The 23399-nt window shown below is 60.2% G+C and carries 17 protein-coding genes; 14 read left to right on the top strand and 3 right to left on the bottom strand.

Annotated features, from left to right (window positions below):
* Positions 1-17: 17 nt before the first annotated feature.
* Both F0A16_RS19575 and F0A16_RS22315 read right to left on the bottom strand, forming a co-directional pair.
* The gene (locus F0A16_RS19575) at positions 18-2069 is read right to left on the bottom strand and encodes a bifunctional DedA family/phosphatase PAP2 family protein (protein ID WP_149437400.1); all 2052 of its coding nucleotides are present in this window, start codon (positions 2067-2069) and stop codon (positions 18-20) included.
* Between the two features lie 26 nt (positions 2070-2095).
* Complete coding sequence (locus tag F0A16_RS22315) at positions 2096-2644, bottom strand: phosphatase PAP2 family protein (RefSeq protein ID WP_149437402.1); 549 nt, start codon at positions 2642-2644, stop codon at positions 2096-2098.
* Positions 2645-2830: 186 nt separating this feature from the next.
* Between F0A16_RS22315 and F0A16_RS19585 the strand changes: the two genes are divergently transcribed.
* From F0A16_RS19585 to F0A16_RS19595, 3 genes are all read left to right on the top strand, one after another.
* Positions 2831-3958 carry a glycosyltransferase family 9 protein gene (locus F0A16_RS19585; RefSeq protein ID WP_149437404.1) on the top strand — a complete coding sequence of 376 codons (1128 nt, stop codon included), beginning with the start codon at positions 2831-2833 and terminating at the stop codon, positions 3956-3958.
* A 579-nt stretch (positions 3959-4537) separates the two neighbouring features.
* On the top strand, positions 4538-6322 hold the full coding sequence (gene mobH / locus F0A16_RS19590; RefSeq protein ID WP_187776085.1) for a MobH family relaxase: 1785 nt from the start codon (positions 4538-4540) through the stop codon (positions 6320-6322).
* The gene (locus tag F0A16_RS19595) at positions 6315-7268 is read left to right on the top strand and encodes a tyrosine-type recombinase/integrase (RefSeq protein WP_149437408.1); all 954 of its coding nucleotides are present in this window, start codon (positions 6315-6317) and stop codon (positions 7266-7268) included. The genes mobH and F0A16_RS19595 overlap by 8 nt, the downstream gene beginning before the upstream one ends.
* Before the next feature lie 1144 nt (positions 7269-8412).
* Here the strand turns inward: F0A16_RS19595 and F0A16_RS19600 are convergent.
* Entirely contained in the window at positions 8413-9315 is a 903-nt protein-coding gene (locus tag F0A16_RS19600) for a LysR family transcriptional regulator (protein ID WP_149437410.1), read from the bottom strand.
* Between the two features lie 195 nt (positions 9316-9510).
* Here F0A16_RS19600 and F0A16_RS19605 point away from each other — a divergent pair, with 195 nt between their 5' ends.
* From F0A16_RS19605 to F0A16_RS19655, 11 genes are all read left to right on the top strand, one after another.
* Positions 9511-10173: a (2Fe-2S)-binding protein gene (locus tag F0A16_RS19605; protein ID WP_239023904.1), complete on the top strand. Its 663-nt coding sequence runs from the start codon at positions 9511-9513 to the stop codon at positions 10171-10173.
* A gap of 3 nt (positions 10174-10176) precedes the next feature.
* Complete coding sequence (locus tag F0A16_RS19610; RefSeq protein WP_149437412.1) at positions 10177-11181, top strand: FAD binding domain-containing protein; 1005 nt, start codon at positions 10177-10179, stop codon at positions 11179-11181.
* Complete coding sequence (locus tag F0A16_RS19615) at positions 11178-13370, top strand: xanthine dehydrogenase family protein molybdopterin-binding subunit (RefSeq protein WP_149437414.1); 2193 nt, start codon at positions 11178-11180, stop codon at positions 13368-13370. Before F0A16_RS19610 ends, F0A16_RS19615 begins: the two co-directional genes overlap by 4 nt.
* A gap of 225 nt (positions 13371-13595) precedes the next feature.
* A complete protein-coding gene (locus tag F0A16_RS19620; RefSeq protein ID WP_149437416.1) occupies positions 13596-14987 on the top strand; it encodes an arylsulfotransferase family protein in 1392 nt (463 codons plus the stop codon).
* 206 nt (positions 14988-15193) lie between these two features.
* Positions 15194-16291 carry a biotin synthase BioB gene (bioB, locus tag F0A16_RS19625; protein ID WP_149437418.1) on the top strand — a complete coding sequence of 366 codons (1098 nt, stop codon included), beginning with the start codon at positions 15194-15196 and terminating at the stop codon, positions 16289-16291.
* 8 nt (positions 16292-16299) lie between these two features.
* Positions 16300-17574: an 8-amino-7-oxononanoate synthase gene (gene bioF / locus F0A16_RS19630; protein WP_420853088.1), complete on the top strand. Its 1275-nt coding sequence runs from the start codon at positions 16300-16302 to the stop codon at positions 17572-17574.
* Complete coding sequence (locus F0A16_RS19635) at positions 17571-18323, top strand: alpha/beta fold hydrolase (RefSeq protein WP_149437420.1); 753 nt, start codon at positions 17571-17573, stop codon at positions 18321-18323. Before bioF ends, F0A16_RS19635 begins: the two co-directional genes overlap by 4 nt.
* Complete coding sequence (bioC, locus tag F0A16_RS19640) at positions 18320-19156, top strand: malonyl-ACP O-methyltransferase BioC (protein ID WP_149437422.1); 837 nt, start codon at positions 18320-18322, stop codon at positions 19154-19156. Before F0A16_RS19635 ends, bioC begins: the two co-directional genes overlap by 4 nt.
* 3 nt (positions 19157-19159) lie before the next feature.
* On the top strand, positions 19160-19912 hold the full coding sequence (bioD, locus tag F0A16_RS19645; protein WP_149437424.1) for a dethiobiotin synthase: 753 nt from the start codon (positions 19160-19162) through the stop codon (positions 19910-19912).
* A complete protein-coding gene (locus F0A16_RS19650) occupies positions 19909-21261 on the top strand; it encodes an adenosylmethionine--8-amino-7-oxononanoate transaminase (RefSeq protein ID WP_149437426.1) in 1353 nt (450 codons plus the stop codon). The genes bioD and F0A16_RS19650 overlap by 4 nt, the downstream gene beginning before the upstream one ends.
* Positions 21262-21705: 444 nt before the next feature.
* Positions 21706-23328: an isocitrate lyase gene (locus F0A16_RS19655; RefSeq protein ID WP_149437428.1), complete on the top strand. Its 1623-nt coding sequence runs from the start codon at positions 21706-21708 to the stop codon at positions 23326-23328.
* Positions 23329-23399 lie beyond the last annotated feature (71 nt).

Below are 23399 nucleotides of genomic sequence, written 5' to 3' on the forward strand. Positions count from 1 at the left end.
CTGCTTCGCTGACCCAGTTAAGCGTCCCCACATGGCTGAAGTCCACGGGGGTAGCCAGCCAGGATATCGAAACTGTTATTCCGAATCAGCTGGCGCACCTCCAGGTCTGGATCGTCCTTAATGGCTTTGAATAGTGCCGGCTGTGAGTACGAGGCGTCTTCCCGGTCTTTCTCCAAAGCTATCAACCCTAGAATTGATGTGTGCTCCTGTAACCGTAGTGATCCGGTCCATAACGGCACTTTGGCGGGTCCACACGCGCCCACGAGCCTGAATAATGTGGGCCACACTTGTAGGACAACCCGTCGTGTCGGCTCTCCGGCAACGTTGGCCGATGCGCTCAGCGCGGCGGGGCGCCCGTCATTGAGACGAGGCAAAATCGGGAATAGAGCTTCGCTTGTGTTGGGATCTAACCATGCTAGCGTGTTGTGAAGAGACCAAGGTGTATCGACCTGCCATCCACCACGCTCAAGCGCGTTGCTGAGCAACGACAGATCCCCGGCCCATTGAAGCACCAGCTGCTCCTCGGTTTCTCCAGCCAGATCGATACGTTTGGCGGGAATATCGAGTGTTTTTCCATTCAGCCAATCGGACCAGGTAGACTTTTGAACCGACAACTCAGGCGTGTATCGACTGCGATCATGGTCCAGTTGTTGAGAAACATGATAGGGCCACGTGATCGCCAGAGTTATCAAAAATACAAGAATCAAACCCTTCACCCCCGGCTTTTTGATCTCGCTTCGATGATGAAGCAAGGCCAATAAAATGACCCAAGCAGTGCCCAGAGACATGCCAGCCACAACATCGGCAAACCAGTGGGCGCCTAAATAGAGTCTTGAGAAGGCAATCATAAAGATGATCAGGTAGGCGGTTCCTATGATCCATCGATGCCAGCGAGCAGGTGAGCTTCGAGCGATAAGATAGGCAAGAAACCCGTAAAGAACCGTATTGATCGTGGCGTGGCCACTAGGGAAAGAAAAAAGCTCCCATCCACTGTACAGGTTCGCCGTCGGACGTGGCCATTGCACCCATGCCTTGATACCGGGGGTAAATAATGCAGCCCCTCCTACAGCAATAACCCAGTAAGCGGCGCTGTACCATGAGCGCTTGATCAAGAACCAGGCCGTTATCGCCAGTGTTAGTGAGGTAGTCACGAAGCCATCACCCATCTCCGTGATAACCAGCATTGCACTATCGCCCCACTGGGAACGTAAGGTCTGTAGCGCATGGAAAACAGCTTGGTTGGCTTGAACCAGCGAATCGTCCGTCACGAGATCTTCAAGCAAATCTGAAAATAGCCAGAGACATTCAAGCACTACCATCAATGCCCCGATAGTCAGCGTTCGCATGCCGCTGATTGACCGCACTACCCGAGCCAGGCATTGACCTGCCCATGTTGTCGGCATTGTTGTGCGATGCATCACGCCTTTCTGGGCGCTCGATAAGGCGTACTTTCCATAGGGCAGCAGAATTCTCCGGCTGATCCACAGAATCGCCCATGCCAAGGCGGCGACTAGCCCAGCCAGCAGGGCCAAGCGTCCTCCGATCTGTTCGAGTACCTGTAGTGACGTGCCGACGATGACACCGACAAGGACGTGACTGGGGGCCCAGATCAACGCAGATGCAATATTCGCTAAATAAAAACGGCCCGCTGGCATCTGGCTCATGCCGGCGACTAACGGTACAAAAGCACGAGGACCCTGCACAAATCTCGCCGTGAAAACGCTCTTTCCGCCATGACGACTAAACAACGACTTGGCACGATTCAACCAGTCTGGGTAACGGCTAATTGGCCAGATTCGCGCTATACGTGACTGGTAGTGACAGCCAATCCAGAAAGAGAGGCCGTCGCCGGCTATTGCGCCTACGAAAGCTGAGATGACAAGTGAAAGCGGGTTTAACGTACCGGAACTGGCCAATGCGCTCAAACCAACAATCAGCATCGACCCAGGAAAAACTGTCCCGACGACAGGTATCGCTTCCAGCAATGCGGATAGACCCACCACCAGATAGGTGAGCAATGCATGGCGGGAGGCAAGGTCGGGAACGTGGTCTAGGGCGTGCTCAAGCATCGGGACACTCCAGAGTCGAGGCCAAGTTAGAGAATCCTTGTGAGACAGCGGTTGAGAAAGCTCTCTCTGTAATGAAAACGTCTGACCAACAACCCCGCTATAGACGCAGTCACAAGTCCTCCCAAAACATCCGTCACGTAATGTGTGCCTACGTAGACTCGAGAAAACATCACTAGGAGAGCTCCCAAAGAGAAGAGCGCTCCCATTTTGTTGCGGCCATGGAAGAAAAATGTGACGGCTATCGCGAAAGCACCGGTAGCGTGGTCAGAAGGGAACGAGGGATCTGTGGAGGGTTCAATCAAAAGATGCGTGAGCCCTTCCGTGTAGGGGCGTGCGCGCGATATGAACATCAATACAAATTGGTTGATTAGCAGGCCAGAGATGAACGTCAGGGCCGAGGAAACAGCCAAATACCTCATTTCGCATCTGTTGAGCCGGAGCCACCACAGGGGCACGACGCATAGAATCATCAAAGGTAGTCCCCAATGGGTAACAGCGACCACCAGCGAGTCGATGAAAGATATATGCCCAGATAACCCATTGATGAGAGAAGTCAAGTTGGAATCGATCGACATTTCTGAAATCCGTCACATTTTCGTAGCGTGACTCTAATCGATCAATTATGAAGGAATCCTTATCAAATCTCGATTTCACTACAACGCATATACACGTAATGCCCTCATGAAGAAAACATTAGAGTAAATATTCTCTTAAGCTTCGTTGTTTATTCTGTGCGAAAATTAGTTTGTCGGGAGAGCAGTATGAGCAACGTGCTAACTAAAATTCGTCGTCATGATGTCATGCGCCGGCTGGGAAAATGCTTAGAAAAAATGGCTAAAACTGGGTTGTATCTTTTGCTTGGTGTTATGTCTCGTAAGCCTAGTCGTGCGTCCTCATTGGCATTGGTCGATGTAAAACGGGTTCTTCTCGTGAGACCGAATTTTCGACTTGGAAACGCTGTTATAGGGGCGCGGCTGGCTGAGGCATTTTCGAAAAATAAACCGGAAATCCGAATAGACTATCTGGGTACCGATACGACAGTCCAGCTGTTTTCAGGAATCGGTATCTCAAGTTATCATGCCTACAGTCGAACTTTCTCGTATCGGCCTTGGCTTTTTTTGCGCATGATTTGGGAGCTACGTAGAGAGAACTACGACTTGGCAATCCAGATTGGAGAAGGATCTTTAACCAGCTGGGCCTTTACGCACCTTTGTGGCGCAAAGAAAACATTGGGTCAAAAAGGGCGCTTGCAGAATACCTATGATTGGCTTATCGAAGGAAAAACCAGTCACGCATATGAACTACCTAGCGCTATTGCACACTCTCTAGGTTTACATTGCGAATCATTGCCGTGGATGGTCGTTAGTGAAAAAGAACATGCTAGGGCCAAAGAGCTTTTTAAGCATTCGTCTGAGGGCGGCGTTGTCGGAGTATTCGTCGGCGGTCATCTCGATAAACGATTGCCACTAATTTTCTGGCAGGCGCAGATTCGAGAGCTCAATATGACAGGAGAGAATTATGTGGTAATGGTGGGTCCCGAAGAGGAACATTATCGTCAGCACTTGGAACAGTGTTGTGGCCCCCAGGGTCAAATATTGCCCTTGATGCCTATTCGAGAATTTGCGGCTGTGCTATCTCATGTAATCACATTGATTACGCCGGACACGGGGCCTATGCACATGGCCACGGCTTTAGGAGTACCTGTGATCGCCCTACTTAATACCGATAAGTCGCGTAAGTTTTGCCCTAAGGGAATCGCCGATAAAACTCTCTTTCGTCCAACACCGACAGAGGTTGTTGCGGTGCTGTCGGGGAGCCCTCTTATTCAGTTCGACCGGGCAAGAAAAGAGCATATGCTGGATCGAAGGATGCTGCTGGGTAGTTGTTAAAATCCATTTCGTTTCCAATGATGCGAAGTTTGCGTTTTCAAGGCTTGGCTGAAGCTATGTGGTTGGTTCGAGTTTGGCGTTCCTCATGGTAATAGTGTAAGGTTGCCCGTTTTTTATCCGCCTGCCTGCATTTAATGCCCTTTAAATTAATTGGGTGATTGTTTTTGGGTGATGCGCCGATTTCTACTTTTTATTTCATGTGATGTGAATATTTTTCTTCAAGCTCACTCGGGAGAGGTCTACTAGATTTGGATGTGAAATCAATTATCCGATGACGGATCGAGACTCTCGACGCAAATCCTTGCGCTAGCAGGAATGGGTGTTACCTATCAGTATCTATGATCTTGTTTGTGCTGCATCAGAATAGCGATAACGTCTTATACGCGATCCCCTTGTTCACTGCCAAGACGTTGCATGGCAATGGGCTAGAGAAAGCCGGCGCGGTAGAATTAACGTTTCTGCTTTGTCTGTTGCTGGCTTCCTGTCATACCTGTCGCTCACGCAATTCGACAGGGATCACCAATGCTACGGCGTTTGTTCTCAAGACCCACCCAGAAAGCTAGGCCGTCGCAAGGCTTCATGCAGCCGTTTAGCGGTGGGGAACTGCTCGATACTCCACGCCGCCAGCAGATGGTCAAAATGCTATGGGATGCGACATCGTTGACCCAGAGGGTCTTTGACGAGTACCTCCTTGAACCGATCTGCCGGTATGCCGAGCTGGTCCAACTGCTCCCTGCCTCGGAATCACATCACCACGCCTATCCAGGGGGTATGCTGGATCATGCCCTGGAGATGGCCTGCTACGGACTGCGTCTACGTCAGCGTCATCTCCTGCCACCCGGAGCAAAGCCCGAGGATCAAAGTTCAGCAGGTGAGCTTTGGAGTGCGGCCGTCATCTACGGTGCACTCATGCACGACGTAGCCAAGACGCTGGTCGACATTGAAATTCATCTTGAGGATGGGCAGGAATGGAGGCTGTGGCACGGCCCCATTCCTGCGCCTTATCGCGTCAGGTACCGAGCTGGACGGGAGTATCACCTTCACGCGGCGGTTAATCCGTTGTTATGCGAACGAGTCCTTGGGGCGAAGGTGCTCGACTGGATGATGACGCAGCCCAAGCTTTTTGCGCTGTTCATGTACACCATCGCAGGGCACACCGAGCGAGGCGGGATCGTTGCGCAGCTGATTCACCAGGCGGATCGCGCCAGTGTCGCCAAGGCTCTGGGAGGCGATCCGCTTCAGGCTCTTTCTGCCCCGGTGGAGTCCATCCAGAGAAAGCTGGCAGAAGGCCTGCGGTGGATGGTCAAGGAGCAGTTCAAGCTCAATAAGAAGGGCGAAGTCGCTTGGCTGACTGAAGAGGCCCTCTGGCTGGTTTCACCGCGTGCGGTCAATGAACTGAAAGCACACCTATATGCTCAGGGCGTCAAGAGCATTCCAGGAGACCTCAACAGGCTCTACGGTGAGCTGCAGTCACATGGGCTGATCGAGGAAGTCACCGAGGGGAAATCGGTGTGGAAGTGCGAGATCGTGGAAGGGGACTGGAGACAGTCCTTCAACATGATCAAGGTGCCCCCAACTTTGATCTGGGGGGTAGAGGATAAGCCAGCCCCTTTTCGAGGGAAAATCACGATCAGAGGTGAAGGTGCAGTAACAGTAGATAAGTCGTCCTCAGAAGATGTGGCAGTAACCAAATCGGAATCGATCACAGAGAACAAGCCACGGGCTGGCAAGATGCCGCCGCCGCGAACCACCGACTCACAGCCTTCCTCTCAGACTGACACCGTCAATGACACTCTGGACGACGACATCATGACACTTTTTCCAGAGGTGAATCCTGAGCCGGAGATAGTTTCGGACCAGCTTCAGAGCGCTAATGCTGCTGGGCAAGAAAGCTCGGCCGAGCCAAATTCATCTAGATCTGATAAAAATGTCGGTTCTCGACCAAAGTCGAGTACACAGGGGGTTAATAATAATTCGGACCTCGGTGAGCGGTTCTGGCAGTGGTTGAAGATGGGGATCACGGATCACTCCATCGTCATCAATGACACTAAGGCGCCCATCCATGTCGTGGAAGGCACCTATTTTCTGGTCAGTCCCGGCATATTCAAGCGCTTTAGCACCAAAGAGCTTGGTGATGAAGAACAGTGGAAGTTAGTTCAAAAGCGCTTCCAAAAGCTGGGTTTGCATATCAGAAGCCAGGGACAAAACATTCATAACGTTTCCGTCGAGGGGCCGAACAAGACCCGACTGCTGAAGGGTTACTTGATCAAGGATCCGCGAGAAGTGAGTCAACGGATACCGCCTGACAATTGGGTATTGACTTTAATTCCACACCAAGTCGATAAGGACGAAACGAATGAATGATGTGTCTTTTATGGAGTTGCTGAGCAGGTACTGTGCCGACACACATCTCAAGCCGAAATCCGTTGATAGCTATGCTTCAGCAGTGAGAGCCGCTCGCCGTCACTTCGGAAAGGAAACTTATCCGAGCATGCTCTCCAGAGAAAAAGTATGCGCTTGGCGTAAAGTGGCATTGCGTTCGAGGGAAAATCCACGTGGCATTGTCGAGGTTAGCTGGAATAATTATGTGAGGCATCTGGCTGCGCTATACAATTTTGGGATCAAGCATCAACTCATAATGGTCGAGGAAAATCCGTTTAATCAGGTGCGGGTCAGGGAGCCTCGCAAGCCTAAGAAAACCTTACAGCCGTATACTATCAGGTATGTGCGTGAGGTCATGGATGTATGCCGTAGATTCGAAACCGCGCAAGGTGATCCATCGAAGCTCTATCCCGCTTGGTTTTGGGAGACCGTTATTGAGGCTTTTTATTTCACAGGTATCAGATTGAATCAGTTGCTCCATATTAAAGCCAAAGACGTTGATCTCAAGAGAATGATTTTAGTGACTTCGTTTGAAGGATCCAAAACCTATTCTGAGTCCGTAGTGCCGATCGCAGATGGCTTGTACCCTTACATTGCAAAGCTGATGCTTGCGGCGCATCGTGAAGGTTTCAAACGTGAAGATCAGCTTTTTAACGTAAACCGCTTTTCACGTAGGCATCGGCGCAAGGAGATGGACATAAATCAGGTCGAGCATTTCTTTAAGAGGCTGTCAGGGTTTTGCGGCACGCGGGTCACACCACATCGGTTTAGGCACACTCTCGGGACCGACCTCATGGAAGACCCTGATCGTAACATCCGAGTCACCCAAATGATCCTCGACCACTCTAGTATGCGCACAACCATGGAGTATGTTCATCCTAGCGTTGACTCCATGAGGAAGGCGCTGAATCAACGTCGGTGCCCCTAGATTTTAGGCGAGCAAAGGGCGGCCCAGAGACGGCCGCTCGTTCTTGCGGCGGGCAGCTTGACAATGATCACCTCGGAATCCAAGATTGCTGATGCCAATGTAGTGCAGGCGCGGTAGGCAATTAGCCAGCACTTCATATCAGGCATGTTTTTCTTAAGCGACTGAAACTTCGGGTTTTTCCGACTCAAATAGTCCAACTGACTGTTAATCATTGGGTCACAGGTTCGAGTCCTGTTCGGGGAGCCAGCGCGATGTTCGTTCCAGAATCCCCTTCCCGATAGTTCTCTCTGGTTCTTACCGTGTTTCTCGATTAGTGCTCTCAACATTCCCTCATTGACCGGTGGTCAATCGCTCAGGCTCGTTCCAAGAGATTTCCCGATCGTGGCGCCGTTTGAAACCTGGACCTTGGATCATCGAGATTGCCCCCGAGTGAAAGATGGTCTTGTATGCCGCTCTCGTTGATGCTCCGCAAATGATCATGCCGCCCATCCCACGATTCTGCCGATTGCTATAGTCGGTGGGGCTTCTCTGGCGTTAAATTTTACCGAACGAATAGTTCAAAGCGTCTTGCAGTGCCGCCTCGCTTCGCTGCTGTAGACGACCACAGCGGTCTGAACTCGGTGAGTCACTATTACACCCTGCGCGGATCCAATCTACGATGGCGCGCTTTTGAATATCTCCCTCAATGGCGCAGGCTTCACGCTGTCCATCGCCCGCGCCATCAGGAAACATCGGATGCCAGTCCCGGTTATACCAGGGACTAAAGCGGGCCCTTGGCTCAACCTCCGCATGGCTGACCATTGGGTTAGGTTACCAGGTAGCATGTTCACCAATGGCGCGCGTAGCTTCTGGCTCGACCAGCGAAGGGCGCGGCCGCAGTCGGGCATGATCTCCGGATCGAACTCTCCAGGAATTAGGTAGATGTGACCGGTCGGCCAGGTGGCGTCCGATGCCAGAGGTCTTGGCTTCAGGCACTACGCCGCATTCCGGCAATCGGCAAAGTCACATCGGATAAGCCGAGCGGAGTAACGCGCGGTCTTTCTTAGTATATCGCGCTCCTATTCAGCACCGAGCGTCCGGATGGTGCCTTTGACGTCGCCGGAGTCGAACAGGCTGTAAGGTAATGCACGATGAGGCCAGGCGCCTAACCGAGATTGCGCTCGGCATAGATCGACGTGAGCCAATCCAGGAAAACCTTTACCCGGGGGGAGAGCTGGCGACGTTGCGGGTAGACCACATAGAGAGGCAAGGTGGGTTTGGGCCAGTCGGGGAGAACCTCCACGAGTTCGCCTCTCTCTAGCGCGGGGGCAACGTGAAAGCGAGGTAGCTGAATCATGCCACAGCCCTGCCGGGCACATTCGGCGTAATTGGCGGCGTCGTTGACCGTGATCCAGCCGCTGGCCTCGAACAGTTGCGTTCGGCCATTGATGACAACCTCCAGTGTGCTGTCGATGGCACCGTTGCCTGAGAAAAAGCGAACGACCCGGTGGGATCGTAGCTCGTCAGGATGGCCTGGGTGGCCGGCACTCTCCAGATAGGCCGGGCTGGCGCAAATGACCTGGGTCATGTCGGTCAACTTTCGAGCAATCAGGCTCGAGTCGTCCGGGATACCGGCGCGTACTGCGCAATCGACTCCTTCTCCAATCAAGTCGACTCGACGGTCTCCGCTGGTCAGGACCAGTGTCAGCTTGGGTTGAAGCTCGTGAAACGCCTGGATGTGGGGCAGCACGACCAATTGAGCATGGGCGCCATGCATCTCGACTCGAAGCACGCCGGAGGGCGTAGTGGAGCCCGGCCGCACGATCGCCTCGGCATCCTCCAGCTCCGCCAGTAAATGCACGCAGCGTTCATGGAACGCCTCGCCTTCCGGCGTGGGGCGGACCTGGCGCGTAGTTCGCTCCAGCAGACGGACGCCGAGGCGGCTCTCCAGCTGTTGGATAGCGAGGGTGGCGGTGGCTCTGGGGATATCGAGCGCATTGGCCGCCTTGGTGAAACTACCGCTCTCGACGATGCGTACGAAGAGCGTCATGGCATCGAGTCTGTCCATGGCAATTGTTGTTCATAGTTGAATAGTGTTCTCAATCTAGCTGATTTATTGATCCACGACGAATGCCAATACTCTCTCCGTTCGTATCGTATGGCGGACCGCCATACTCACTGGGTCAGGAGAAGATGGGCTTGCCGCCCAAAGGTTCCGCCAGCTAACCAAAGCGGGATTGAAACCACAGAAGAGGTCGCGATGATGGACCATGAATCAAACCCGCCGGACACCGAAGCGCCTTGCCAATCATCGGGCGTGACACGACGCACCGTCATGAAGGTTGGGGCGATGTCGGCCACCATGGTGCCCTTGGGTGTCATGGTCCCCTGGAAGGCCAGCGCGCAGCCGCTCGACGATAAAAGGCAACCGGCCCCGGGGCTGGCTGCCGGCAATGTCGTCGAGATTTCACCGCGGATCAACGGCACCCGCCGGACGCTACGGGTGGATGCGCGCACCTCGCTGCTCGATCTGCTGCGCGAGAGGCTGGACCTGGTCGGGGCCAAGAAGGGCTGCGACCACGGTCAGTGCGGCGCCTGTACGGTGCATGTGAACGGGCGCCGGGTCGCTTCCTGCCTGACGCTCGCGGCGAAGGTCGACGGCGCGGAAGTGCTGACCATCGAGGGCATCTCCGACGGGCAGGCGCTTCATCCCATGCAGCAGGCCTTCATCGATCATGACGCGCTGCAGTGCGGCTACTGCACGCCGGGACAGATCATGGCCGCCATCGCCTGCATCGAGGAAGGGCACGCCTCCAATGCCGCCACCATTCGCGAATACATGAGCGGCAACATCTGCCGCTGCGGCGCCTACAACGGCATCGTCGCCGCGGTCGAGCAGATCGCCAGATCCGTGCGGGAGGGCTGAGATATGCGTGCATTCAGCTACAGCCGCCCCCGCACTCCGGAAGCCGCCGTGGCCGCCTTCACCGATGCCGGGGCGGGCGCGCGGTACATTGCGGGTGGAACGACGCTTTTCGACCTGATGAAACTCAATGTCGAGCGTCCCACCCATCTGGTGGACGTATCCGAACTCCACGGCACCGATCTGATCGAGACATCCGGCGACGTGCTGCGTTTCGGTGCGGGCGCGCGAATGGCCGATATCGCCGACGACGAGACGATCAAAAGAGAGTATCCGCTGCTGGCGGAGAGCCTCTGGCGGGCCGCCTCGCAGCAATTGCGCAACATGGCCAGCGTTGGTGGCAACCTGCTGCAGCGCACCCGGTGCCCCTATTTCCGCAACGGCGCAGGTGGTGTCTATCCCTGCAACAAGCGCGACCCGAGAACGGGATGCGCCGCCATCGATGGATTGGATCGCGGACAGGCGGTGCTGGGAACCAGCGACGCCTGCACCGCGGTATCGCCGGGAGACTGGCCGGTGGCGTTGACCGCCCTCGACGCCGACATCGTCGTACTCGGGCCCCAGGGCAATCGCACCATTCCGATCGCGGACTTCTACCTGTTGCCCCAGGACACGCCGGATCGCGAATTCTCGCTGGAACCCGGTGAACTGGTCATCGAGATCCGCGTGCCCAGGACGGCTGCCGGCCGCGCCTCGACCTATCACAAGGTGCGCGACCGGGAATCCTACGCCTTCGCGCTTGCCGCCGCCGCCGTCGCCCTGCGGATAGAGGGCGGCCAGGTGCGGCAGGCCCATATCGCACTGGGGGGCATCGCCACCAAACCCTGGCGGTCGCGAGAGGCGGAAGCGGCGCTGCGCGGGAAGGCGCCGACGCGCGAGAACGCACTCGCCGCGGGACGTGCCGCGCTAGCCGGCGCCAAGGCCGGCCGGCACAACGGTTTCAAGATCGATCTCGCCGCCAACACGATCGCCGATGCGATCTCGATCGCTGCAGAAAGGAGCGCATCATGACCCTCTCCTCCAACCCGGATCGTCCGCGTGTCGACGCGCGCCAGAAAGTGCTCGGCGAAGCGCTGTTCGCGGCCGACCAGCGGGTCGATAACCTGCTCCACGCCATGACGGTCCCGGCCTCCATCGCCAAGGGGCGGATCCGCGCTATCGACTCATCCGCCGCGCTGAAGGTTCCGGGCGTCGTCAGGGTCATGACCTTCGACGACTTCGCGGACATCCGGACGACGCCGGCGTCGCGGGGCGCCTATGGGCAGCCGGGGAAAGGCTACCAGCCCATGACCGGTCCCGACATCGTCCACCGCGGCGAACCGGTTGCGCTGGTACTGGCCGAAACCCTGGAGGCGGCCATCGAGGGCGCCGAGTCGGTGTCGGTGGAGTATGACGAGGCGGCGGAGTTCACCGCGCTGATGGAGCAGGACGGGGCCGAGGAGGAGTCCGAAGTCTTCACCCGCCTTGACCATGGCGATGCGGAAGGGGCCTTCGCAGGCGCCGTGCACAAGGTCGACGTGACGTATCGGCATCCCCAGCAGCATCACAATCCGATCGAGTTGATCTCGACGACGGCACTCTTCTCGGAGGGCAAGCTGCGCATCCTCGAGGGCACCCAGTGGAGTTCGGCCCTCGCCGGTGGGCTGGCCGGCATGATCGGCCGCGAGCCGCAGTCGGTTCGCGCCTCCAGCCCCTATGTCGGCGGCGGTTTCGGGCAGAAGAACGGGATACAGGAGCAGAGCGCGCTGGTCGCCCGCGCCGCCACGATCATGGCACGCCCGGTCAAGCTGGTGATGCCGCGCGGCCAGCTCTTCCACACGGCGTCGTATCGGCCGCGCAGCCTACATCACGTGCGTCTCGCGGCCGACGCCGACGGCAAGCTGGCGGCCGGCCTCTACCGCACCGAGCAGCAGAACAGCCGCTACGACGGCTACAACCCGCTGTTCGGCGAAACCCCGCCACGCATGTACGGCTACCCGAACTGGGCGGGCGAGGATCGCGTGATTCGCGTCGACACCCAGACGCCGGGCCACCAGCGCGCTCCCCACGAACATCCGTCCAGCTACGCCACCGAATGCGCCCTGGACGAATTGGCGCACGAGCTGGGCATGGACCCCGTCGAACTGCGGCTGGCCAACGATACCGATACGGACCCCATCACCGGCAAGCCATACTCGTCGCGGCATCTGGCGGAGTGCCTGAGACGCGGAGCCAGGATGATCGACTGGGGCCGCCGGAGACGGGAGCCGGGGACGCTGCGGGCCGAGAACGGCGACAGGATCGGGCTCGGCGTGGCCTGCGGAAACTACAAGGCGTCGATGAGCCCGGCGATCGCGACGCTGCGGCTTCAGGCGAACGGCGTCTGCCGCATTTCGCTGTCGGGTCACGAGATGGGGCAGGGACTACGCAGCGTGATCGCGGCGGAACTGATCGAGGTGCTGGGCGTCGACCCCGCCAAGCTCGACATCAGGATCGGCGATACCGGCCTTGCCCCGCAGATGCTCACCGCCGGCTCCTGGGGCACGGCCAGCGTGGCACCCGCCGCCCGGGCTGCCGCGCTCAAGCTGCGTGCCAATCTCGTCGAACTGATCGGCCGGGACGATTTCGAAGGGCCGGCTCACGTGCAACTGGCGAAGACCCGCCGACCCATGCTGAAGGTCGAGATCGACACGGTTCCCCTGGGTGAAGGCCCACAGGCGCTCGACAATCTGCGCAGGGGCCTGCCGGTCACGACGGGTCCCGAGTACGCCGACTTCATGGCCTTCAGCTGGATTGCCCATTTCGCCGAAGTGCACGTCGAACCGTCGACGGGGCGGGTCCGAACGCGAAGGTTCGCCAGCGTCATCGATTGCGGTCGCGTGATGAATCGGCGCACCACGGAAAGCCAGGTCAAGGGGGGCGTCGTCTGGGCTATCGGCGCCGCGTTGCGCGAGATCGGTGAAACCGACCCCCGCTACGGCCGGGTCCTCAACAACGATCTCGCAGAGTACCTGGTGCCCGTGAACGCCGATATCGACTGGATCGACGTCGAGGTCATAGACGAACCCGATACCCGACTGAACCTGTCGGGCGTCAAGGGCGCGGGTGAGGTGGCGATGGTAGGCGCGGCCGCGGCGATCGCCAATGCCGTCTTCAACGCGACCGGCAAGCGTATCCGGCACCTTCCGATCAGAATCGAGGATCTGCTTCAGGGCCTCTAGGGAGCCCCATCGCGGCCGCAGCATGGTGCCATGGGGCGGCTGGCCGGCGCGGAGCGCGTTACCTAAAACGCGCCGACAGACAACATTAAGACAACACTCCCCGCTGAACCTCCATTCCACCATCCCGCTCTAAGCCTTGTTTGAACGCTCGACGAGCGACCTGAACAATCGACGAGCGACGGCCAACCCGTGCCTCACCCGGAAGCCATACAGGATGGTGGAATCATGGACTCGAAGACGCCCGAAAAGCGCCCTGTCCGGCAGGATGCCGACACGTTCACCGACAAACTCTTCAAGACGCTAGCGATCGTCGCAGCGCTGGTGCTGGTCTTCGTGATCGGCGCCTTTTCGGTCGTCACCGAGATCTTTCCCGGACCGCAGATTCAGCATGCCTACCAGGCGGGGCAGGCGCTCTACCATCAAGCGACCGATTACAACGACGTCTACAAGGGCGATATCTGGCGCCCCCAGCGCACCGACGCCAAGGGCGTCACCCAATACGACCCCCAACTCGCACGCAATGGCTTGACGCTCTATACCGTGGGCACCGAGCCGGCCGCCTATCTCGTCGACATGCACGGCAAGGTGGTGCACGAGTGGCGCAAACCCTACAGCGAGGTGTGGTCCGACGGGGAGGGCGTGCCGAACCCGCGCCCGGACGAGTTCATCCACTTCCGCAATGCGCAAGTGCTGCCCAACGGCGACCTGATCGCGCTCTACGAGGGCAACGGCGATACGCCCTACGGCTACGGGCTGGTCAAGCTGGACAAGGACTCCAACGTGATCTGGCGCTACGCCGGGAGAGCCCACCACCAGTTCGCCATAGCGCCGGACGGCAAGATCTATGCGCTGATTCACGGCATCTTCGACGACGAGATCGAAGGGCTGGACTACCTCAAGCCGCCGCGCCTCGAGGATTCGCTGGTGGTGCTGTCGCCGGGGGGCAAGGAACTGCAGCGCACCCGCCTGCTACCGACGATCCAGCACTCGCCGTTCAGCGAGCTGCTGAACAACGTGCCGGGCATCATGCTGGGAGACCCCATCCACGCCAACGCGGTCGACTACCTTACTGCCGACAAGGCCCGCAACTTCTCCTTCGGCAACCAGGGCGACCTGCTGCTGTCGTTCCGCGAGACCAGTTCCATCGCGGTGTTCGATCCGCGCTCGCAGAAGATCAGTTGGGCGACGCGCGGCCCATGGATTCGCCAGCACGATCCCGATGTTCTTCCCAACGGCGATATCGTGATGTTCGACAACCGCGGTCACTACCACACCCCGGAGGGCGAATCGCGGGTCGTGGAGTTCGATCCTCGAACCCTAAAGGTCGTCTGGCAGTACGCCGGCACGCCGGAGCGTCCGCTGGAGAGCGAGATCCGCGGCGATCAGCATCGGCTCGACAACGGCAATACTCTGATCAGCGAATCCGATGGCGGTCGCCTTGTGGAAGTGACCCGTGAAGGCCGCATCGCCTGGGAGTACATCGTGCCGACGCGGGGAGGCCCGAACGACGACATGATTCCGATCATCGGCTGGTCGCAGCGACTCGACCCCGCAAGCTTCGATAGCGACTTTGCCCGGTCGCTGGATCTCGGCAGCGACGGCGATTCCCGGGCGTAGTCGCCCCGCGGTGATGCGGCACGGGCCGGGGCGCCGGCCAGGCTTCCTGAGACGACGCTGCGGCGATCGTCGGCATCATCGCGGGACGCCATGCCGATATCGGCATGGCGTCTCTTTATTTAGTCAACATGGTTTTTATTTGAAGTTGACCAGTGGTCGTGACACCATTCCGTCAACCACTTTGGAAGTCAAGGTTGACTGAGCGTATGGCAACGCCTCTCTCTCGAGCGGAAAACACCGCACTTTCGGCAACGGAAAACACGACGCTGCGCCACGACTGGCAGCGGGCGGAAATACAGGCACTACTGGAACGTCCGTTCAACGATCTGCTGTTCCAGGCGCAGAGCGTGCATCGACGCCATTTCGATCCCAATGCCGTCCAGATATCCACACTGTTATCGATCAAGACCGGTGCCTGCCCTGAGGACTGCAAGTACTGTCCGCAGTCCGGGCACTACAACACCGGACTCGAGCGCGAGAAGCTGTTGCAGGTCGAGGCAGTGCTCGAGGAGGCGCGCAAGGCCAGGGCGGTCGGTGCCAGCCGCTTCTGCATGGGCGCGGCCTGGAAACATCCCAGCGCCAGGGACATGCCCTACGTGCTGGAAATGGTGCGTGGCGTGCGTGCCATGGGGCTCGAAACCTGCATGACCCTGGGCATGTTGAGCCGGGATCAGGCCGAGCAGCTCGGGGAGGCCGGGCTCGATTACTACAACCACAACCTGGACACCTCGCCGGAGTACTACGGCGAGATCATCACCACCCGCACCTATGCAGATCGGCTGGAGACCCTGGACCATGTCCGTCAGTCCGGCATGAAGATCTGTAGCGGCGGCATTCTCGGCATGGGCGAGAGCGTCGGCGATCGGGCGGGGCTGTTGCAGCAACTGGCCAACCTGCCCGAGCACCCTGAAAGCGTGCCGATCAATATGCTGATCCGGATTCAGGGCACGCCGCTCGAACACGTCGAGGATCTCGACCCCATCGATTTCATTCGTACCATCGCCGTCGCCCGCATCCTGATGCCGCGCTCCCACGTCCGTCTGGCCGCCGGGCGTGAACTGATGAGCGACGAGACCCAGGCGCTGGCATTCCTCGCCGGTGCCAACTCTATCTTCTACGGCGAACGCCTGCTCACGGCACACAATCCTCAGGCGAGCCACGACCAGCGCCTGTTCGATCGCCTTGGCCTGCATCCGGAGCGACGCGAGGATGTCGACGATAGTGCCTACGAGGCCGCCCTCCGGGAGCGAGTAGCCCGGGCACGGCTCGATACCATGGTCACTGACGCCACGGCCCGGGTGTGAGCGAGGCCGTGGAGACAGCGCTCGAAACGCGGGACAAGTCGCTGGACAGTGTGCTGGCGGCACGGCTTGCGCGTCAGCGGCAACGCCAGCGCTACCGCCAGCGAGCGACGACGACCGGCATCGGGCCACGCTTTCGGCGAGACGGGGGCGAGAGACTCGCCTTCTGCAGCAACGATTATCTCGGGCTGGCCGGGGATCCGCGTCTGGCCGAGGCATTGACCGAAGGCGCGCGCCGTTTCGGTACCGGTGGCGGCGCCTCACATCTGGTCTGCGGTCATAGCGAAGCCCACGAACGCCTCGAATCCCGACTCGCCGAGTTGACGGGGTGCTCGCGGGCGCTGCTCTTCTCCAGCGGCTACCAGGCCAATCTCGGCGTCATCTCCACACTGCTGGGGCGAAGGGATGTGGCGCTCCACGATCGCCTCAACCACGCTTCGCTGCTGGACGCGACGCGACTGGCTGGAGCTCGGCTGGAGCGATTCGCGCATCGGGATGCCGACGACTGCGGCCAACGGTTGGCGACGCTGGCCGCCAATCGACGCACCCTGGTCGTCAGCGATGGGGTGTTCAGCATGGATGGCGATGTCGCCGACCTGGACGATCTGGCAGTGCAGTGCGAACGTCATCGGGCGTGGCTGATGGTCGATGACGCCCACGGACTGGGTGTGCTGGGCGATGAGGGCGGCGGTACGCGGCAGGCGCAAGGAATCGCACCGTGCAGGATAGCGGTTACCGTCGGCACGCTGGGCAAGGCGCTCGGTACCCAGGGGGCGTTCGTCGCCGGCAGCGAGACACTGATCGACGCGCTGATCCAGTTCTCCCGCCCCTACATCTACACCACGAGTCTCTCGCCGGCGCTGGCATGGGCGACGCTGACCAGCCTCGACATCGTCCGCGGCGAGCCGGAACGCCGCAGTCACCTCGCGTCATTGATCGCGAAATTTCGTCGCGAGGCAGCCGGCTTGCGCGAACTGGATTTGCATCTGATGCCATCGCCCACGCCGATCCAGCCGCTGGTGGTCGGGCCGAGCTGGGGCAGGGCGCCGGGCGAGGGACGGGCCAGCGAGCGAGGTGGCAACGAAGCCGCGGCGCTGGCGCTGGCAGCCGCACTCCAGGATGCCGGCACCTGGTGCAGCGCGATCCGTCCCCCCACGGTGCCCGAAGGCACCTCGCGTCTGCGCTTCACGCTGTCGGCGGCCCACACCCACGACGATCTCGACCGGCTGTTGAGCGTGCTGTTCGACGCCGCCCGCCGGCTGTCCAGTGGAGGCCCGTCGGCATGAGCACGCAGACCCTACTGCTCCTGCCCGGCTGGGCGCTCGGTTCGGCACCGCTGGAACCGTTGGCCGACGCCCTGCGTCGACGGCTGCCCCCGTGTTACCGGGTCGAGTGCATCGACTATCCCGCCTTGACCAGCCACCGCCCCGAAAGCTGGGTGGCGGCGCTGGATCATGCGCTGCCCCAGGACGCCTGGCTGGCGGGCTGGTCCCTCGGTGGGATGCTGGCCACGTCATTGGCGCAGTGGCGCGGCCGTCGGGCGCGAGGGCTGATCACGCTGGGCGCCAACGCCAGCTTCGTGACGCGATCGGGTTGGACGGAGGCGATGACGGCGGAATCCGTGGGAGAGTTCCGGCGCGGCTTGCGAGCGTCGCCCGCCCGGACGTTCAGACGATTTGCGCAGTTGAGCGCCCAGGGCGGCCGCGATACGCGTCTTCTGGGGCGCGAATTAATGACCGCGCTGGAAGCGACGCCGCTCGATCAGGCGCTGGCCGGGCTGGGAGTGTTGTCCGCGCTCGACCTGCGGGACGTATCGGCAACGCTGAGAATCCCGCAACTGCATCTGTTCGGCGACAACGATGGTCTGGTGCCAGCGGCGGCACGCCACGCCATCGCCGCACGCCTGCCCGAGGGCGGCCGTACGGCGTCGATCGCGGACGCGGGCCACGCCTTCCCGCTGGAACGCGCCGAGGAGACCGCTGAGTTCATGGCGACTTTCATTCTCTCGTCAGCTCACGCCGAGACCGACCCATGACCACCATGTCTGCTTGCCGCCGATCCGTCGCCGGCGGGGATCGCCGTCGGCAGCGGATTGCGAACGGCTTCTCACGGGCCGCGGCCAGCTATGACGCCGGCGCCCAGTTGCAGCGGGCGGTGGCCGACGACCTGTTGGCGCGGCTGCCGACCCTTGAGGGAGTGCAGACCCTGGTCGATGTCGGCTGTGGCACCGGTTATCTGGTTTCACGCCTGGCCGAGCATCACGACGGGCTTTCCATCGGTCTGGACATCGCCCCCGGCATGCTGGACGAAGCCCGGCGACGGCATGCCGGGCATGCCATTCAGTGGGTGACCGGGTGCGCGGAGGCACTGCCGTTGGCCGATGGCAGCGTTGATCTGGTGGTTTCCAGCTTGGCCGTGCAGTGGTGCGATTCGCTCGAAGGCTTCTTGAATCAGGCCGCCCGCGTACTTCGTCCCGGCGGCTGGCTCGCCTTCACGACGCTATGCGAAGGCACGCTGGAGGAGCTGCATCGGGCCTGGCAGCAGGTCGACGGCGAGCGTCACGTCAACGAGTTCATGGCCGAAGCCAGGCTGATCGATACGCTGAAGACGCCCGGTTGGCAGTGGTACGAAGTGGCCATGGCGACACGCCGAACCCATCATGCCACGCCGGCCGATACGCTGCGCGCGTTGAAGCGTATCGGCGCCAACACGATAACGGCGTCGGCGGCGGCCGGTGGTGGTCTCTCCGGTCGTCGCCGTTTCGCCCAACTGGCGCAAACGCTGGAAACCTGGCGCGAGCCGACCGGAATTCCCACCCGTTACCGCGTCGCCACGGTGCTGATGCAACGTCGTCACCTTCAGGATTGAGTCATGAACGCCTATTTCGTTACCGGTACCGATACCGACGCCGGCAAGACCGTGATCGCCACCGGGCTGATGGCAGCGGCCAGGCGTCGGGGGCTGGCCGTCGCTGGCGGTAAGCCGGTCGCTTCCGGTTGTGAGCCAAGCCCGCAAGGATTGCGCAACGCCGATGCACTGGCCATTCAGACCCAATGCCACCCGGCGTTGCCTTACGAGGTGATCAACCCCTTCGCCTTCGAGCCCGCTATCGCGCCCCATATCGCCGCCCGTGAAGCGGGCGTGGCGCTGTCGCTGTCGTCACTCAAGATTCCGATGCGCTCGCTACTGGCCCACGGCGCTGACTTCACCCTCATCGAAGGCGCCGGCGGCTGGCGCGTGCCGCTCAATGACAAGGAGTCGCTGTCGGACCTGGCGATCGAACTGGCGTTACCCGTCGTGCTGGTGGTCGGCGTGCGGCTGGGCGCAATCAATCACGCTCGATTGACGCTGGAAGCGATCCATCGCGACGGCGTGCGCGTCGCCGGTTGGGTCGCCAACGTGGTCGATCCCGAACTGCCGCGACGACAACAGAACCTGGACTCACTGGTCGAGTGGCTGAGCGAGCAGGGCGGCGCGCCGTGCCTGGGCACAGTTCCGTGGTTGGAAAAGGCGCCCTGGCTGCAGGCGCCATCAGCCGAACGCGTCGCCGATTTTCTGGATGTCGAACCCTTACTGACAACGACCGCCGAGACCGAAAACCCCAACCCTGGATTCATCGAATGACCTCCAACAATGACTGGATGCAGCGTGACCTGGCTAGCCTCTGGCATCCCTGCACCCAAATGAAGGACCACGAGACGCTGCCCGTCGTGCCGATCCGGCGCGGGAAGGGCGTATGGCTGGAGGATTTCGAGGGCAAGCGCTATCTCGATATCGTCAGCTCCTGGTGGGTCAACGTGTTCGGCCATGCCAATGACCGGATCAACGACCGGATCAAGCAGCAGCTCGACGAACTCGAACACGTGATCCTGTCCGGCTTCACTCACCAGCCGGTGATCGAGCTGTCGGAAAGACTCGGACGACTGGCACCCGCCGGCCTCGGCCACTGCTTCTACGCCGACAACGGCTCTTCCGCCGTCGAGATCGCGCTCAAGATGAGCTACCACTACTGGCGCAATGTCGGGCGGCCGGAGAAGCGGCGCTTCCTGACCATCACCAACGGCTATCACGGCGAGACGCTGGGGGCGCTCTCGGTGGGAGACGTGGCGCTTTACACCGACACCTACCGCTCGCTGCTGCTGGACGTGATCAAGGTGCCGGCGCCGGACGGCTTCGGCCTGCCGCGAGATCAATGGGCCGACCAGGCGCGAGGCGCCTTCGCCTACATGGAAGCGGCGCTGGCGCGTCACGCCCACGAGTTGGCGGCGGTCATCGTCGAGCCGTTGATCCAGTGCGCAGGCGGCATGCGCATGTACCCGCCGGAGTATCTGACCTGGCTGCGCGAGGCCTGCGACCGTCACGGCGTCCAGTTGATCTTCGACGAGATCGCTGTCGGTTTTGGCCGCACCGGGACTCTGTTCGCCAGCGAGCAGGCGGGCGTGCGCCCCGACTTCCTGTGTCTCTCCAAGGCGCTCACTGGCGGCTACCTGCCGCTGTCGGTGGTGATGACCACCGACGAGGTCTACGCCGCCTTCTACGACGACTATTCGACGCTCAAGGCGTTCCTGCACTCCCACAGCTATACCGGCAACCCGCTGGCCTGCGCCGCCGCGCTGGCGACGCTGGATATCTTCGAGCAGGACGACGTGATCGCCACCAACCGTGGCAAGGCCGAGACGATGGGGCGGCTCGCCGAACCGCTGCGCGACCACCCCCACGTCGGCGACGTCCGCCAGACCGGCATGGTGGTAGCGATCGAGATGGTCGCGGACAAGGCCAGCCTGACGCCTTACGACTTCCGCGAACGTCGCGGCCTGCGCGTTTACCAGCACGCGCTCTCGCGCGGGGTGATGCTGCGGCCGCTGGGCAACGTCATCTACTGGATGCCACCCTACGTGATCTCGCAAGAGGAGCTGGCCATGGTGGCGCAAGTCACCCACGAGGGGCTGGAACTGGCCACCGCGGATCAATAATTTGAAACCCGGCTAACTCCCTGTCGACGAAAGTCGCGGGTCAGTTGGCCGGCGACAGGGAATCCGGCAGGCACGCCGTGGTCGAGACCATGGCGCCGCGGTCGCCCCAAGGTGATGAAACCGCAGCGGTTTTGGAAATCGTCCGCAATCTGGCAGGGCGACAGTGGTTTTCCGGCAAATGATTTCCCCGCGCTGGAACGATGGGCATCATACGTCATACATGACTACAGGATTCATCCATAAGCGCCATTTTTGGTAGAAGCCTTACCATGATGACGGCTAAGTACGAATTGTTGGCATGGCACCGCTTCTCACATAGTGAACTCGCCGATGGGGCATTTTCTTCTCATTGTCAGGATTAAAACGGGCGTTTTTGATCCGTCGAAAATGACACGGGAAGAAACGGGCCCAGGAGAGTATTCCCATTCCTGTGTGGAGACAGTCATGTCCATCTATCAGAGCGATATCGATTCACTCGAGCGATTGCGTCGGGAACAGAATGGCCGCTGGAACAATATCGATCCGGAAAACGTGGCACGGATGCGGGCCCAGAACCGCTTCCGTACCGGCCTCGACATCGCCCGCTACACCGCCGCCGTGATGCGCCGCGACATGGAGGCCTACGACCGGGACCCTTCCCGTTATACCCAGTCGCTGGGGTGCTGGCACGGCTTCGTCGGCCAGCAGAAGATGATCGCCATCAAGAAACACCACGGTACGACGCAGGGGCGGTATCTCTATCTCTCCGGTTGGATGATTGCCGCCATGCGCTCGGAGTTCGGCCCGCTTCCCGATCAGTCGATGCACGAGAAGACAGCCGTTCCGGCCCTGATCGAGGAACTCTATACTTTTCTTCGCCAGGCGGATTCCAGAGAGTTGACGCTGCTTTTCCGGGAACTGGACAGCGCCCGGAAACAGGGTAACGAGGTGGTGGCGCGGGGAATCGTGGAGAAAATCGATAACTTCGAGACCCATATCGTGCCGATCATCGCCGACATCGATGCCGGCTTCGGTAACGAAGAGGCGACCTACCTGCTGGCGAAAAAGATGATCGAAGCGGGCGCCTGCTGCATCCAGCTCGAGAACCAGGTGTCGGATGCCAAGCAGTGCGGGCACCAGGATGGCAAGGTCACCGTTCCCCACGAAGACTTCGTCGCCAAGATCAACGCGGTTCGCCATGCGTTTCTGGAACTCGGCGTGGAGGAGGGCGTGATCGTCGCCCGGACCGACTCGCTAGGCGCCGGCCTGACCCAGAAACTGCCGGTCAGCAAGGAACCCGGAGATCTCGCCCACCAGTACAACGGTTTTCTCTGCACCGTGCCGATTTGCTCGGCGGACGATGTCAACGAAGGCGATACGATCATCAAGCTCGACGGCGATCTGCGCAAACCCCTGCGTCTCGCCAACGGACTCTATCGGTTCCGCTCCGATACCGGCGAGGATCGCGTGGTGCTGGACTGCATCAACGCCCTGCAGAATGGCGCCGACCTGCTGTGGATCGAGACCGAGAAACCCCATGTCGGCCAGATCGCCGGCATGGTCGATCGTATCCGCCAGGTCGTGCCCAATGCCAAGCTGGTCTACAACAACTCGCCCTCGTTCAACTGGACGCTCAACTTCCGCCAACAGGTCTTCGACGACTGGGAGCGAGAAGGGCAGACAGAAGGGCAACGAGAGGGGCGGTCGCTCTCCGGCATCGAACGCAGCCAACTGATGAGCGCCGCCTACGACGATTCCAAGCTGGCGCGGGAGGCGGATCACCGTATCCAGGCATTCCAGCGCGACGCAGCCCGCGACGCCGGCGTATTCCACCACCTGATCACCCTGCCAACCTACCACACGGCGGCGCTCTCCACCGACGAGCTGGCCGAGGGCTACTTCGGCGAGGCCGGCATGCTGGCCTACGTCGCCGGCGTCCAGCGCCGGGAGATTCGGCGAGGCCTGGCCTCGGTCAAGCATCAGGATATGGCCGGCTCCAATATCGGCGACGACCACAAGGAGTACTTCTCCGGTGCCGCCGCGCTCAAGGCCGGCGGCGGGCTCAATACCATGAACCAGTTCGGCTGAGCCACGGCTGAAAGGCGACCGACGATCCGGTCGCGACAACGACAGCGGGCCATGCCTCGGATCGAGGCATG

This window comes from Salinicola corii (assembly GCF_008298015.1).
Taxonomy (GTDB): domain Bacteria; phylum Pseudomonadota; class Gammaproteobacteria; order Pseudomonadales; family Halomonadaceae; genus Salinicola; species Salinicola corii.

Bases quoted from the DNA above. Each gene is read 5' to 3' on its own strand.
- F0A16_RS19650 (WP_149437426.1), top strand. From the start codon at position 19,909: ATGACCTCCAACAATGACTGGATGCAGCGTGACCTGGCTAGCCTCTGG.
- bioC (WP_149437422.1), top strand. From the start codon at position 18,320: ATGACCACCATGTCTGCTTGCCGCCGATCCGTCGCCGGCGGGGATCGC.
- F0A16_RS19635 (WP_149437420.1), top strand. From the start codon at position 17,571: ATGAGCACGCAGACCCTACTGCTCCTGCCCGGCTGGGCGCTCGGTTCG.
- F0A16_RS19585 (WP_149437404.1), top strand. From the start codon at position 2,831: ATGAGCAACGTGCTAACTAAAATTCGTCGTCATGATGTCATGCGCCGG.
- F0A16_RS19595 (WP_149437408.1), top strand. From the start codon at position 6,315: ATGAATGATGTGTCTTTTATGGAGTTGCTGAGCAGGTACTGTGCCGAC.
- F0A16_RS19575 (WP_149437400.1), bottom strand. From the start codon at position 2,069: ATGCTTGAGCACGCCCTAGACCACGTTCCCGACCTTGCCTCCCGCCAT.
- F0A16_RS19610 (WP_149437412.1), top strand. From the start codon at position 10,177: ATGCGTGCATTCAGCTACAGCCGCCCCCGCACTCCGGAAGCCGCCGTG.
- F0A16_RS22315 (WP_149437402.1), bottom strand. From the start codon at position 2,644: ATGTCGATCGATTCCAACTTGACTTCTCTCATCAATGGGTTATCTGGG.
- F0A16_RS19615 (WP_149437414.1), top strand. From the start codon at position 11,178: ATGACCCTCTCCTCCAACCCGGATCGTCCGCGTGTCGACGCGCGCCAG.
- bioD (WP_149437424.1), top strand. From the start codon at position 19,160: ATGAACGCCTATTTCGTTACCGGTACCGATACCGACGCCGGCAAGACC.
- F0A16_RS19620 (WP_149437416.1), top strand. From the start codon at position 13,596: ATGGACTCGAAGACGCCCGAAAAGCGCCCTGTCCGGCAGGATGCCGAC.
- F0A16_RS19605 (WP_239023904.1), top strand. From the start codon at position 9,511: ATGGACCATGAATCAAACCCGCCGGACACCGAAGCGCCTTGCCAATCA.
- bioB (WP_149437418.1), top strand. From the start codon at position 15,194: ATGGCAACGCCTCTCTCTCGAGCGGAAAACACCGCACTTTCGGCAACG.
- F0A16_RS19600 (WP_149437410.1), bottom strand. From the start codon at position 9,315: ATGGACAGACTCGATGCCATGACGCTCTTCGTACGCATCGTCGAGAGC.
- mobH (WP_187776085.1), top strand. From the start codon at position 4,538: ATGCAGCCGTTTAGCGGTGGGGAACTGCTCGATACTCCACGCCGCCAG.
- F0A16_RS19655 (WP_149437428.1), top strand. From the start codon at position 21,706: ATGTCCATCTATCAGAGCGATATCGATTCACTCGAGCGATTGCGTCGG.